Source organism: Pseudomonas sp. O39 (assembly GCF_045447295.1).
GTDB lineage: Bacteria > Pseudomonadota > Gammaproteobacteria > Pseudomonadales > Pseudomonadaceae > Aquipseudomonas > Aquipseudomonas antarctica_A.
Genome location: NZ_JBJGXV010000013.1, coordinates 91,119 through 103,930 on the forward strand (window position 1 = coordinate 91,119; position 12,812 = coordinate 103,930).

Annotated in this window: 12 protein-coding genes; 7 read left to right on the plus strand and 5 right to left on the minus strand. The window is 59.4% G+C overall.

Annotated elements, in window-relative coordinates:
• Positions 1–36: 36 nt before the first annotated feature.
• A complete protein-coding gene (locus ACI77D_RS17770) occupies positions 37–828 on the minus strand; it encodes a crotonase/enoyl-CoA hydratase family protein (protein ID WP_064451546.1) in 792 nt (263 codons plus the stop codon).
• Positions 829–1,251: 423 nt separating this feature from the next.
• On the opposite strand from ACI77D_RS17770, the gene ACI77D_RS17775 reads away from it, so the two are divergent.
• Positions 1,252–2,925 carry a DEAD/DEAH box helicase gene (locus tag ACI77D_RS17775; protein ID WP_053255160.1) on the plus strand — a complete coding sequence of 558 codons (1,674 nt, stop codon included), beginning with the start codon at positions 1,252–1,254 and terminating at the stop codon, positions 2,923–2,925.
• 389 nt (positions 2,926–3,314) lie between these two features.
• On the opposite strand, the gene ACI77D_RS17780 is transcribed toward ACI77D_RS17775, so the two are convergent.
• Complete coding sequence (locus ACI77D_RS17780) at positions 3,315–4,082, minus strand: class III extradiol ring-cleavage dioxygenase (protein ID WP_064451547.1); 768 nt, start codon at positions 4,080–4,082, stop codon at positions 3,315–3,317.
• 103 nt (positions 4,083–4,185) lie between these two features.
• Between ACI77D_RS17780 and ACI77D_RS17785 the strand changes: the two genes are divergently transcribed.
• The gene (locus ACI77D_RS17785; RefSeq protein WP_407017145.1) at positions 4,186–4,842 is read left to right on the plus strand and encodes a thiopurine S-methyltransferase; all 657 of its coding nucleotides are present in this window, start codon (positions 4,186–4,188) and stop codon (positions 4,840–4,842) included.
• 57 nt (positions 4,843–4,899) lie between these two features.
• Here ACI77D_RS17785 and htpX read toward each other — a convergent pair whose 3' ends face one another.
• Positions 4,900–5,787, minus strand: coding sequence for a protease HtpX (htpX, locus tag ACI77D_RS17790; protein WP_064451549.1), 888 nt, complete (start codon positions 5,785–5,787; stop codon positions 4,900–4,902).
• Positions 5,788–6,091: 304 nt separating this feature from the next.
• Positions 6,092–7,303, minus strand: a complete 1,212-nt coding sequence (locus ACI77D_RS17795; protein WP_058411776.1) for a pyridoxal phosphate-dependent aminotransferase — start codon at positions 7,301–7,303, stop codon at positions 6,092–6,094.
• A 202-nt stretch (positions 7,304–7,505) separates the two neighbouring features.
• Between ACI77D_RS17795 and msrB the strand changes: the two genes are divergently transcribed.
• The 3 genes from msrB to ACI77D_RS17810 all read left to right on the plus strand — a co-directional run bounded on the left by msrB (position 7,506) and on the right by ACI77D_RS17810 (position 9,004).
• The gene (gene msrB / locus ACI77D_RS17800) at positions 7,506–7,898 is read left to right on the plus strand and encodes a peptide-methionine (R)-S-oxide reductase MsrB (protein ID WP_064451550.1); all 393 of its coding nucleotides are present in this window, start codon (positions 7,506–7,508) and stop codon (positions 7,896–7,898) included.
• 132 nt (positions 7,899–8,030) lie between these two features.
• Complete coding sequence (locus ACI77D_RS17805; protein WP_053255166.1) at positions 8,031–8,516, plus strand: glutathione peroxidase; 486 nt, start codon at positions 8,031–8,033, stop codon at positions 8,514–8,516.
• A complete protein-coding gene (locus ACI77D_RS17810) occupies positions 8,513–9,004 on the plus strand; it encodes a MarR family winged helix-turn-helix transcriptional regulator (RefSeq protein WP_407017146.1) in 492 nt (163 codons plus the stop codon). Before ACI77D_RS17805 ends, ACI77D_RS17810 begins: the two co-directional genes overlap by 4 nt.
• Here the strand turns inward: ACI77D_RS17810 and ACI77D_RS17815 are convergent.
• Complete coding sequence (locus ACI77D_RS17815; RefSeq protein WP_407017147.1) at positions 8,958–11,267, minus strand: response regulator; 2,310 nt, start codon at positions 11,265–11,267, stop codon at positions 8,958–8,960. The two genes, ACI77D_RS17810 and ACI77D_RS17815, sit on opposite strands and share 47 nt — an antisense overlap.
• A gap of 163 nt (positions 11,268–11,430) precedes the next feature.
• Here ACI77D_RS17815 and ACI77D_RS17820 point away from each other — a divergent pair, with 163 nt between their 5' ends.
• Positions 11,431–12,321: an ATP-binding protein gene (locus ACI77D_RS17820; protein WP_064451552.1), complete on the plus strand. Its 891-nt coding sequence runs from the start codon at positions 11,431–11,433 to the stop codon at positions 12,319–12,321.
• A complete protein-coding gene (locus tag ACI77D_RS17825; RefSeq protein WP_064451553.1) occupies positions 12,318–12,800 on the plus strand; it encodes a GAF domain-containing protein in 483 nt (160 codons plus the stop codon). Before ACI77D_RS17820 ends, ACI77D_RS17825 begins: the two co-directional genes overlap by 4 nt.
• Positions 12,801–12,812 lie beyond the last annotated feature (12 nt).

Genomic DNA, 12,812 nt, shown 5'->3' on the forward strand with positions numbered 1-12,812 from the left:
GGAGCGGGCTTGCCCGCGATGGCGTCAGCTGGGTGTTCAAATACCTTTGAACACCCCCGGGCGCTTCTCAATCATCGCCCGCACACCCTCTTTGGCATCTTCGCTGTTGAGTAGCTTCTCCACCAATGGCTGCAACCCTGCCGCCGCGACGGTCTCGCCCTCCATGCGCGCCTGACGCGCCGACATCAACGTCGCCTGTACGCCCAGCGGCGCCTGGCGGGCAATGCGGCTGGCCAGTTCGATGGCACGGGGCAGCAGGTCTTCACTGGCCATCACTTCCTGCACCAGCCCGAGACGCAGCGCTTCATGCGCGTCGAATTCATCACCGGTGAGCAACCAGCGCATTGCATTTCCCCAACCGGCCACTTGATGGAAGCGCAATGTCGCGCCGCCAAACGGAAAGATCCCACGCTGTACTTCCATCTGCGCAAAGCGCGTGTTGCTCGCGCAAATATTGATATCCGCCGCCAGCATCAACTCGATACCGATAGTCAGGCAGTAACCCTGAGCCGCGACGATCACCGGTTTGCTGACCCTGGGCCCGGCGAACACGCCCCACGGATCGCACCCACCCAAGGGCGGTTGCCAGCCGCCCGACATCACGCCGCTGACATTGGCCAGGTCCAGCCCGGCGGTGAAGTGGTCGCCGTGGGCAAACACCACGGCGACCCGGGCGTCGTCGTTTCGATCAAATTCGCCGTAGGCCAGGCTTAGCTCATTGAGCAACTCCAGGTCAAAGGCGTTGCGCTTTTCCACCCGGTTCAGGCCCAACAGCAGGACATGGCCCTGTAATTCACGGCTGACGCGACGGCTGTTGGCTTGATTCATCGGGTGGGCCCTCAGGGCTTGGTTAAGGTTTCAGACCAAAGGGTCTTGATGGATAGGTGAAGCGTTTAAGTGTTATGACCAACAGGGCCGGGCCTTTGAAAAATAGACCCTGGAGCGGGTATCTGCAAAGACTGTGACGCAGCGCGGTTTATCGGCGCTTTCAGATAAAAAAAGCTCCCTTTTTCAGGTATTTCCGGTATAGTGCGCGCCGGCCTTTAACCGGGCCGCGTTTAGGTAGCGCAATTCCCCGAAGTCAGCTTCGGCTGCACGTCCGCATAGCGGACTCTCCCTTGACGAATCTTTTTCATTCATTCGTTTTCGCAAATCCCCGCCGACAAAGCAGCCAGGGCGACTCTTGAGTCTCAACACGGCATGCGCAGCTTTGGAGCATGGGTCTTTGCGGATGCACTTAGAGGCAGACCCATGACCCAGGAAACCGGCGGCTTCGCCGCTTTTAATCTTAACCCGAACATTCTTGCTGCCGTCATCGCGACTGGCTACGAAGAACCTTCGGCTATTCAGCAGCAATCGATCCCGATCATCATGGCCGGCCAGGACATGATTGGCCAGGCGCAAACCGGTACCGGTAAAACCGCCGCGTTCGCCCTGCCTATTCTGCATTGCATCGATCCTGCCAAGCGCGAGCCGCAAGCCCTGATCCTGGCGCCAACCCGTGAGTTGGCGCTGCAAGTAGCAACCGCTTTCGAAACCTACGCCAAGCAAATGCCAGGCGTAACCGTTGTGGCCGTTTACGGCGGCGCGCCTATGGGCCCACAACTGAAAGCAATCCGTAACGGCGCACAGATCGTTGTCGCCACCCCGGGCCGTCTGTGCGACCACCTGCGTCGTGACGAAAAAGTCCTGTCGACCGTGAACCACCTGGTTCTGGACGAAGCTGACGAAATGTTGAAGCTGGGCTTCATGGATGACCTGGAAGTCATCTTCAAGGCACTGCCACCGACCCGTCAGACCGTACTGTTCTCGGCGACCCTGCCACAGTCGATCCGTGCCATTGCCGAACGCCACCTGCGCGATCCGCAACACGTGAAGATCCAGACCAAGACTCAGACCGTTACCGCGATCGAACAGGCTCACCTGTTGGTTCACGCTGACCAGAAGACCTCGGCTGTATTGAGCCTGCTGGAAGTTGAAGACTTCGACGCCCTGATCATGTTCGTGCGCACCAAGCAAGCGACCCTGGACCTGGCCAGTGCCCTGGAAGCCAAAGGCTACAAAGCCGCTGCGCTGAACGGTGACATTGCCCAGAACCAACGTGAGCGCGTGATCGACTCCCTCAAGGATGGCCGTCTGGACATCGTTGTGGCGACCGACGTTGCTGCCCGTGGCCTCGACGTTCCACGTATCACCCACGTGTTCAACGTTGACATGCCGTACGACCCAGAGTCCTACGTTCACCGTATCGGCCGTACCGGCCGTGCCGGTCGCGAAGGTCGTGCACTGCTGCTGGTGACTCCACGTGAGCGCCGCATGCTGCAAGTGATCGAGCGCGTTACCGGTCAGAAAGTTGCCGAAGTCCGCCTGCCGGATGCCCAGGCTGTTCTCGATGCGCGCATCAAGAAACTGACCAACAGCTTGTCGCCGCTGGTGGCTGATGCTGAATCGACCCACGGCGAACTGCTGGACCGCCTGACTGCCGATATCGGTTGCACCCCACGTGCCCTGGCTGCAGCTCTGCTGCGCAAAGCAACCAACGGTCAGGCCCTGACCCTGGCAGCCATCGAGAAAGAACGCCCACTGGTTCCGAACAACGCGCCACGCGGTGATCGTCCAGAGCGTACCGGTGACCGTCCAGACCGTGGTGATCGTGAGCGTCGCGCTCCGGTTCCATTGGCTGAAGGCCGTGCTCGCTGCCGTACCGCGCTGGGCGCGCGTGATGGCATCGCAGCCAAGAACCTGCTGGGCGCTATCCTCAACGAGGGTGGCCTGGCACGTGAAGCGATCGGTCGCATTCAGGTCCGTGACAGCTTCTCCCTGGTGGAACTGCCGGAAGACGGCCTGGAAAAACTGCTGGCCAAGCTGAAAGACACTCGCGTTGCCGGTAAGCAGCTGAAGCTGCGTCGCTACCGCGAAGATTGATCCGCCCTTGGGCTGATTGATCGCACATAAAAAATCCCCGACTGGTTCGGGGATTTTTTTTGCCTGGCATTTCTGGAGGACTACGCGATCAACTGTGGGAGCTGGCTTGCCTGCGATAGCGGTGTACCCGCCAACATTTCGGGCAACTGACACACCGCCGCCTGAGTCACCGCTCGACCAGACACCCAAGATCCCATGTGGGAGCGGGCTTGCTCGCGAATGCAGTCTTTCAGACACATGGAGGCTGACTGACCCACCGCATTCGCGAGCAAGCCCGCTCCCACAGTTGATCTCTGTTGTCGATTAGAGAGCATTTCAGGCTCAGCCCAGCAGGCGCGCCAGTTCTTCTGGGCAGGATGGGCAACACATCTCCCACCTTTAGATCTCTGTTAGCCGAAACGGTAGATGTCCATCCCCAGCGCGCCCATCGTGAACCCCTGATGCGCCACACTGAAGTCGCCACCGGCGCCACGCGCAAAGTACAGCGGCAACAGGTGTTCATCGCTGGGATGGCTGCGCACGGCATGGGGCGCCTGGCGGCGATAGTCGTGCAAGGCCGCTTCGTCGTTGGCGGCGAGTTTATCCACCACCCAGTCGCGGAAGTCGCGTGCCCATGGCTCGATGCTCTCGGGGCCGGCGTGCCAGTTCAGCTCGCCGAGGTTATGGGTGATGCTGCCGGAGCCGATCAACAGCACGCCTTGCTCGCGCAAACCGGCGAGCGCGTGCCCGACTCGGGTCTGCAGGGCCGGGCCCATGCGGCTGGGCAGCGAGACTTGCACCACTGGAATATCCGCCGCCGGGTACATCAGCGATAGCGGCACCCAGGTGCCGTGGTCGAAGGGGCGGCGATCATCGATTCGCGCATCCAGGCCGTCAGCATTGAGCAGGTCGACAATTTCACTCGCCAACTGTGGGTCGCCCGGCGCCGGGTATTGCACGGCAAACAGTTCGCGGGGGAAACCCCCGAAATCGTGCCAGGTTTCCGGAGCGGCGCTGCCGGTGACCAGTAATTCTTGGCTTTCCCAGTGCGCGGACACTACTACAATCGCCTTGGGCCGTGGCAGTTCAGCCGCCAAACGCCGCAGCGCCGGGCCGCTGGCGCCAGGTTGCAGCGCAAGCATGGGTGAGCCGTGGGAGATAAACAGGCTGGGGAGCATAAGTGGGGTCCTGAGCGTTAAGATGGGCTCATCTTCAATCAGATCATTGATCTAAATCTAATATAAGTTTTAGCCCCTTTTGATCGAATTTTCAGGGTGATTTATGGAGCCTAAGTTTTGGCAAGAGCGTTGGGCGCGCAACCAGATCGGTTTTCATCTGCCCGAGGTCAATCCCTACCTGCTGCGGCACTGGCCAACGCTGGGCTTGTCTGACGGAGCCAAGGTGCTGGTACCGCTGTGTGGCAAAAGCCTGGATTTAATCTGGCTGGCGAGTCTCGAATATTCGGTGATGGGCGTGGAGTTGTCGGAGCAGGCAGTTGAAGCCTTCTTCAGTGAGCAGTCGCTGACACCGCATATTCGCCAGCAAGGTGTGTTCAAGGTGTATCAGTCCGGGCTGATCGAGGTGTGGTGTGGCGACTTCTTTGCTCTCGACGCCGGTGCGGTGAACGATTGCACAGCGCTTTACGACCGCGCGGCGTTGATCGCGTTGCCACCACTGATGCGGGCGCAATATACCGAGCATCTCAATAGTCTGCTGCGGCCTGGCTGCAAGGGATTGTTGATCACGCTGGATTATGACCAGACGCAGAAGGTCGGCCCACCGTTTGCGGTAACCGACGAAGAAGTCCGGGTGTTGCTCGGCTCCCGTTGGGGCCTGGAGGTGTTGGAGGAGCGAGACATACTGAGCGAGAGCTGGAAGGCTATGCAGGACGGCGTCACGCGCCTTGAAGAGCGTGCCTATCGGTTGGACAAGGCGTAAATCGCGGGTATAAAAAAGGGGCGATCAAATCGCCCCTTTTTGCGTAGCTACCGGTAATCAGCCCCGACGACGCAGCGCGTCGATACGCTCTTCCAGCGGTGGGTGGCTCATGAACATGCGTGCAAAGCCTTGCTTGATGCCACCGTTGATACCAAAGGCTGTCAGGCTGTCGGGCATGTGCACCGGCAGGCCCTGTTCGGAGCGCAGGTGTTGCAGCGCTGCGATCATTGCCCCGGTACCGGCCAGGCGGGCACCGGCTTCGTCTGCGCGGAATTCGCGTTTGCGCGAGAACCACATGGTGATGGCACTGGCCAGGAAGCCCAGCACCACTTCCGCGAAGATGGTCGCCACGAAGTAGGCAATGCCACGGCCCTCTTCGTTCTTGAAGATCACCTTGTCGACGAAGTTGCCGATGATCCGTGCGAAGAACATCACGAAGGTGTTCACCACGCCTTGTACCAGCGCCAGGGTAACCATGTCGCCGTTGGCCACGTGACCGATCTCGTGGGCAAGTACTGCCTTCACTTCATCGTATGAGAAGCGTTCCAGCATGCCCTGGCTCACCGCAACGAGCGCGTCGTTCTTGTTCCAGCCGGTGGCAAAGGCGTTGGCTTCATAGGCCGGGAAGATCCCGACCTCAGGCATCTTGATTCCGGCCTCGCGGGACAATTGCTCAACGGTTTGCAGCAACCATTGCTCATGCCGGGTGCGTGGCTGGGTGATGACCTGGGTGCTGGTGCTCATCTTTGCCATCCACTTGGAGATGAACAGCGAGAACAGTGAGCCGGCAAAACCAAAGACCGCACAGAAAACCAGCAGCTGATTGAGGTTCAGATCAACCCCGTTGGCCGCCATGAACCCGTTGAAGCCAAAAAGGCTCAGGGTGATGCTGGCAATCAGCACGACCGCCAGGTTAGTGGCCAAGAACAGCAGGATGCGCATCATGGTTGTAGAGTTCTCCTCATGCTTAATATGTCGCGTACTGCGGGGTATATAAGGTGCGGCCTGGGGTGATTCAACCGAGCGACTATTTCAAACTGTGTCCTACAGCATGAATGTAGAGTCTTGAAAGGCATTTCCCACCTGAAAAGTAGGTCGGGATAACCGCACCCCTGCCTTGGCGCCCTGTAATCATAGGGGGCTGACCGGTCCGTGGTGTGCAGCGACAGCAGAGGAGGGGGGCAGTGCAGAGAAGTGTTGCCAGATACTCGCTGTACGACCTGATAGTGATCGTACAGCGATATTTGCATTACTGGCGATACGACTTCAGGAAGTTGCCGATGCGACCAATGGCCATGTCCAGGTCATCTACACGTGGCAAGGTCACCACTCGGAAGTGATCCGGCCACGGCCAGTTGAACGCCGTTCCCTGGACCACCAGCAGCTTTTCCGACAACAGCAGGTCGAGCACGAACTTCTCGTCGTTGAAGATCGGGCACACTTTCGGGTCGATTCGCGGGAACGCGTACAGCGCGCCCATCGGTTTTACGCAACTGACACCCGGAATTGCGTTGAGCAATTCCCAGGTGCGGTTGCGTTGTTCCAGCAGGCGACCCTGGGGCAATACCAGGTCGTTGATGCTCTGGTAGCCGCCAAGGGCGGTCTGGATCGCATGCTGGCTCGGCACGTTGGCACACAGGCGCATATTGGCCAGCATGTCGATGCCTTCGATGTAGCTCTGGGCGTTGTGCTTAGGACCGGAGATAGCGATCCAGCCGGAGCGGAAACCTGCCACGCGATAGGACTTGGACAGGCCGTTGAAGGTCAGGCACAGCAGGTCCGGTGCCAGGGAACCCGTACAAATGTGCACAGCATCGTCGTAGAGGATCTTGTCGTAGATCTCGTCCGAGAACACCACCAGGTTGTGCTGGCGTGCCAGTTCGAGCATGCCCAGCAACACTTCCTTGGAATACACGGCGCCAGTGGGGTTGTTCGGATTGATGATCACCAGGGCTTTGGTGTTCGGGGTGATCTTGGCCTTGATGTCGGCGAGGTCCGGGAACCAGTCGGCGCCTTCATCGCACAGGTAATGCACCGGGTGGCCACCCGCCAGCGTCACGGCGGCGGTCCACAGCGGGTAGTCGGGCGCCGGCACCAGCACTTCATCGCCATTGTTGAGCAGGGCCTGCATGGACATCACGATCAACTCGGACACGCCATTGCCCAGGTAGATGTCTTCGATGCCGACACCTTCCACCTGTTTTTGCTGGTAATACTGCATCACCGCTTTACGTGCGCTGAACAGGCCTTTGGAGTCGCTGTAGCCCTGGGCGGTCGGCAGGTTGCGGATCACGTCCTGGAGGATTTCGTCCGGCGCTTCGAAACCAAAGGGCGCCGGGTTGCCAATGTTCAGCTTGAGGATGCGATGGCCTTCCTCTTCCAGGCGTTTGGCGTGCTTGAGCACTGGGCCGCGAATGTCGTAGCAGACGTTGGCGAGCTTGTTCGATTTGCTGACCTGCATGGCGATGTGATCCTGAAAATGAACGATCCAGACGGTGTGGACACTACCGTACTGCGAATCCTGCGAGGCCTGCACCCATAAATACGTTTGAATGCCGATAGCGCGGGTGCCAGACTGGCGTTTTGACGAGGCGCAATCATACGTGCCGCCTGATCCATGGAAAAGACACAGATCAGGCTTTTTCAGTTGCCGAGGTGTACCGATGGAAAAGTTGCAGAAAACCGTTGATGAATGGAAGGCGATGCTCGATCCAGAGCAGTACAACGTGTGCCGTCTCAAGGGCACCGAGCGACCTTTCAGCGGTAAGTACAATGGCACCAAGACAGATGGCGTATACCACTGCATTTGCTGCAATGAGCCACTGTTCGACTCCAACACCAAATTCGATTCCGGCTGCGGCTGGCCGAGCTTCTACGCGCCGATTGCCGACAGCGCGATGATCGAGATCCGTGATGTCAGCCACGGCATGATCCGAACCGAAGTCACTTGCGCCAAGTGCGATGCGCACCTGGGGCACGTGTTTCCCGACGGTCCGCCGCCGACCGGCCTGCGCTACTGTATCAATTCGGTGTGCCTGGACCTGGTGCCGCGCTAAGCCTTGTACCGCCCCGGCCAAAGGTGCCGGGGCGGTCCATGACGAGGTATTAGTCTGGTCAATTAAATTGCACGCAATTGAATTGCCTACTATCTTCCTGGCTCTTACCCCCTTTCATTTCGAGGCGCTGCCATGAGTGACAACCTGCTGAGCATCCCGTGCACCACCATCAAGGGTGAGCAAAAGACCTTGGCCGATTTCGCCGGCAAGGCTGTCCTGGTGGTCAATACCGCCAGCAAATGTGGCTTCACCCCGCAGTACAAGGGGCTGGAGCAACTTTGGCAGCAGTACAAGGATCAAGGCCTGGTGGTACTGGGCTTTCCCTGCAACCAGTTTGGCAAGCAGGAACCGGGCAACGAAGGCGCGATTTCCGAGTTCTGTGAGCTGAATTTCGGCGTCAGCTTCCCACTGTTCAAAAAGATCGACGTTAACGGCAGCGATGCCCACCCGCTGTTTGTGCAGTTAAAAAAACAGGCGCCCGGCTTGTTGGGCTCGAAGGGCATCAAGTGGAACTTCACCAAGTTCCTGATCGGTCGCGACGGTCAGGTGGTCAAGCGTTTTGCTCCGACCACCAAGCCGGAGGACTTGACCCAAGAGATCGAAGCCCTGCTCAAATGACCGACGTGCCCGCCGTGTCCCTGGCGCTGGACGACCAGTTGTGTTTCAAGCTCTATGCCGCGTCCCGCGCGGTGACGCGCGCTTACAAGCCGATGCTCGATCAGTTGGGCCTGACCTACCCGCAGTACGTGGTGATGCTGGTGCTGTGGGAGTGGCAGGACGCAACGCCGCTGCAACCCACGGTCAAAGCCCTGGGCGAGCGCCTGATGCTCGACTCCGGGACGCTGACGCCATTGCTCAAGCGTCTGGAGCTGCTCGCGCTGGTGAAGCGTCAGCGCAGCACGCTGGATGAGCGTGAGATGCACCTGAGTCTAAGTACAGCGGGTTTGCAGTTGCGCGACCAGGCGCATGCCTTGAAAGCCCGGCTGCTGTGCGACAGCGGCGTGGACCTGAACCAGGCCGACGCCTTGCGCGACGGCCTGGACCAGTTGCTGGCGCAGATCAAAGGCTTGTCGTGTCAGGCACCCAAAGGTCCAGCAGGGCCTTGAGTTCTTCGCGGCGGAACGGCTTGGCCAGGTAGTCATCCATCCCCGCCGCCCGACAACGCTGGCGTTCTTCCGAGAGGGCGTTGGCGGTCAAGGCGACGATAGGCAGGTCCGGCCAGCGCCCGCTGCGGCGAATCTGCCGGCTGGCTTCGTAGCCGTCCATCACTGGCATATTGCAGTCCATCAACACCATGTCGAAGCGCTGTTCTTCAAGGAGCCTGAGTGCTTCGCCGCCGTGGGCGGCCACAATGACTTCGCATCCCAGCTTGCTGAGCATGCCTTTGGCCACCAACTGATTGACCGGGTTGTCTTCCACCAACAGGATGCGCGCCCGCTGCGCGAGGGGTGTGCTTTCCATTTGGATAGGGTCGAGGATCAGTTGCGCATCGCTGCGCAGGTTGCGCTGCAGAATCTGGTACAGCGCGTTGCGGCTCAGCGGGCGTGCCTGTTGCTGCAGCGGCGCAAGGGCGGCGACTTCCTCGCTGGGCATGAAGTTGCCATAGGCGGTGACCAGCAGAATGGGCGCGCTAATCGCCGGGCGCAGGCGGAACAGGCACTCCGGGCAGTCAGTGATCAGCAGGTCGGGGGTTTGCCCGCTCAGGTCATCGTCCTGTGAATAGCAGCGCGGTGCCAGGCCCCAATGGGGCAGCAGCGTGGTCAGCAACTCTGTCAGGCCATTGCTGCCGCTGGTGATGACGATTACCTCACCCGCCAGGGGCGCGTAACGGGCGGCGGGCAAATGCATGGGCAGCGGCAGATCAGCACAGAACTGGCTGCCAAAACCAACCTCCGAGCTGATACTCAACCGGCCCTTCATCGCCTCACACAGGTTGTGCGTCAACGCCAACCCAAGTCCCGTTCCGCCAAATTGGCGTGTGATCCCCGCACCTGCCTGGGTGAAGGGCTGGAATATCTTCACCTGCGCTTCCTGGGCGATACCGATGCCCGTGTCACAGACCTCGATTTTTACCCGGCCATCCTGTGCGCTGAGGCGCACATCGACACGGCCGAAGCGGGTGAACTTCAAGGCATTGGAGAGCAGATTGCTGACGATTTGCCGCACACGTGTCGGGTCGCCTATCACCTGGGCGGGAAAGAGTGGGTCGATCAGGCAGGTTAACTCGACACTCGGCGCCGCGTTCTGCGACAGCAAGTTGGCGGTGTCTTCCACCAGGGAGCCGAGATCAAACGGGATGCGCTCCAACTCCAATTGGCCGGCGTCAAACTTAGACAGGTCGAGAATATCGTTCAGCAATTCCACCAACACTTTGCCCGAGTCGTGGGCGATGGACAGCTGCTGGCGCTGTTCGGCGTTCAACGGGCTGTCCAGTGACAACGCGATCATGCCCAGCAAACCATTCAGCGGCGTGCGGATCTCGTGACTCATATTGGCCAGGAATGCGGCGCGGGCCTGGGCCATGCCCAAAGCGGTCAATTTTGCCGCCTCCAGCTCATCGTTGGATTGGCTCAAACGTTGGTTGCTGGCCTTGAGCTCCAAGGTGCGTGCGGAGACGATATCTTCCAGTTGGCCCAAGTATTCGGTAAGGCGGTCCTCGGCGTGGCGCCGTTGCTCGATTTCGGTTTCCATGTTTTCAAATTGCTGGTTGGCGACGTTGACCAGTACGCCGATTTCATCGTTTTCGTGACCCGGTGGGCAATCCAGGCGGGCCTGCTTGCTGGTACTCAGTGCGCGAATAATGCGCACCAGCGGCTGGGTCAGCATCACGTAGAACAGGCCCAGCAGGATTCCTGTCAGGAGCAGGCTGCGGGCGAACCCGTTGAGCAGGGTAATCTCGGCACGGTGCAGGAAACGGCTGCCAAAGGTGTAGGTGTCCACGTCCAGACGCAGCACGCCGAGAGAATCATTGGGCATGTGGCTCAGGAACAGCCGGTCTTCGAACTCACGGTTGGCACCAAACAGAAAATCGCTGATGGGCCGGTAAGCACTTTCCTTGCGCGGTCGATTCACGTCGGCCAGGACCACGCCATTGTTGTCGATCAGTTGCGCGCGGGTAATCGCCGGGGAATGCAGCAGGCCCTGGGTCAGTTCCTGGGCGAGTTCAGCATCAATGTTGTAGGCAATACGCGAGGCGGGGTTATGGCTGATTTCGATCAGTGAGCGTATTTCACGGTTGATCGATGCGTCTTCGCTGGCATAATCAATGCCGATTTGGATCAGGCTGAGCAAGGTTCCCAAGACGAAACCTACCAGCACAGTCAATCTGGCTTGTTTATAAGACAAGCGGTGGGCGAACTTGATATCCATCGAGTGTTGAACCACTTCACGTTTCCCTTCGCCCGGCAAGCATAGCTGAACATCCACTGGCTCTGGCTTGGCCGGCATGAATCGTTTTATACGCAGCCTTGTGCGGTCTGCCACAGGGTTGCCAATACGCCATCTTTTGCAAGAACTTGCCAGAGGAATAATCGTGGATTCTCGATTGAATGCCTTTCTTGAGCGCGCCGATGCGGTACTTGCTCGTCTGGAGCCGCTGTTACCTGCGCCGCGCCAAGCCATCGACTGGAACCAGTGCCTTGCTGCCCGTTGGCAGCGCGAAGGCCGCAGTGGCTTTTTGCTGCCGCTGGAAGTGAGCCTGGATATGCGCTTGTCTGACCTCATCGGCATAGACAAACAGCGTGAACAACTGGCACGTAACACCCAGCAATTTCTGGATGGGCTGCCTGCCAACCATGCGCTGCTGTGGGGCTCACGCGGCACCGGTAAATCGTCGATGGTGCGCGCCTTGCTGGCCCGGCACGCCAAGGCGGGGTTGCGCCTGATTGAAATCGAGCGTGATCACCTGGCTGACCTGCCCCGCGTCGTCGAGCAACTGCTCAAGCTGCCGCAGCGTTTTATCCTGTTCTGCGACGACCTGTCTTTCGAGGCGGGCGAGGGCGATTACCGCGTGCTCAAAAGCGTGTTGGACGGCTCCCTGGAGCAGGCGCCGGAAAACGTGTTGCTGTATGCCACCTCCAACCGTCGTCACCTGGTGCCGGAAAACCAGAGCGACAATGACAACTGGAAGCGGGTGGACGGTGAGTTGCACCCCAGTGAGGCGGTGGAAGACAAGATCGCCCTGTCCGACCGTTTTGGCCTGTGGCTGTCGTTCTACCCGTTCAGCCAGGAACACTTTCTGGAGGTGGTCGAACACTGGATCGGGGAGTTGGCCAGCAAGGCCGGCTTGCAGTGGCAGCGCGATGAAGCCCTCGACATCCTTGCCGTACGCTGGGCCACCGGGCGTGGCAATCGCAACGGCCGTTGCGCGTATCAATTCGCCCGTTACTGGGTAGGACTCAAACTGCTGGAGCGTCAACCATGATCGATTTGCAACAGGCCGGCACCGGCCTGGATGGCTATGCAATGTTGTGTGCACAACTGGAATCGCTGCTGGCCGATGAGCGTGACTTTATCGCTAACAGCGCCCAGTTCTCTGCATTCCTGTTCAACCAGTTGGACGACTTGAATTGGGCAGGTTTCTACCTCAACCGCCATGAAGAGCTGGTGCTTGGCCCGTTCCAGGGCCAGATTGCTTGCGTACGCATTCCGTTCGGTCGTGGCGTATGCGGCGCAGCGGCAGCATCACGGCAAACCCAGCGGGTGGACGATGTACATGCGTTCCCCGGCCATATCGCCTGTGACAGCGCCTCCAACAGCGAACTGGTGGTGCCATTGATCAAGGATGGCGTGCTGATTGGCGTTCTTGATCTGGACAGCCCGTCGCTGGCCCGTTTTAACGAGCAGGACCAGGCGGGTATCGAACAATTGGCGGCGATTTTTCTACGCTTGACCGACTGCTGACCTGGGCGTAGA

Excerpts from the sequence above, each read along its gene's own strand:
- ACI77D_RS17770 (WP_064451546.1), bottom strand. The coding sequence starts at position 828 with ATGAATCAAGCCAACAGCCGTCGCGTCAGCCGTGAATTACAGGGCCAT.
- ACI77D_RS17775 (WP_053255160.1), top strand. The coding sequence starts at position 1,252 with ATGACCCAGGAAACCGGCGGCTTCGCCGCTTTTAATCTTAACCCGAAC.
- ACI77D_RS17780 (WP_064451547.1), bottom strand. The coding sequence starts at position 4,082 with ATGCTCCCCAGCCTGTTTATCTCCCACGGCTCACCCATGCTTGCGCTG.
- ACI77D_RS17785 (WP_407017145.1), top strand. The coding sequence starts at position 4,186 with ATGGAGCCTAAGTTTTGGCAAGAGCGTTGGGCGCGCAACCAGATCGGT.
- htpX (WP_064451549.1), bottom strand. The coding sequence starts at position 5,787 with ATGATGCGCATCCTGCTGTTCTTGGCCACTAACCTGGCGGTCGTGCTG.
- ACI77D_RS17795 (WP_058411776.1), bottom strand. The coding sequence starts at position 7,303 with ATGCAGGTCAGCAAATCGAACAAGCTCGCCAACGTCTGCTACGACATT.
- msrB (WP_064451550.1), top strand. The coding sequence starts at position 7,506 with ATGGAAAAGTTGCAGAAAACCGTTGATGAATGGAAGGCGATGCTCGAT.
- ACI77D_RS17805 (WP_053255166.1), top strand. The coding sequence starts at position 8,031 with ATGAGTGACAACCTGCTGAGCATCCCGTGCACCACCATCAAGGGTGAG.
- ACI77D_RS17810 (WP_407017146.1), top strand. The coding sequence starts at position 8,513 with ATGACCGACGTGCCCGCCGTGTCCCTGGCGCTGGACGACCAGTTGTGT.
- ACI77D_RS17815 (WP_407017147.1), bottom strand. The coding sequence starts at position 11,267 with ATGGATATCAAGTTCGCCCACCGCTTGTCTTATAAACAAGCCAGATTG.
- ACI77D_RS17825 (WP_064451553.1), top strand. The coding sequence starts at position 12,318 with ATGATCGATTTGCAACAGGCCGGCACCGGCCTGGATGGCTATGCAATG.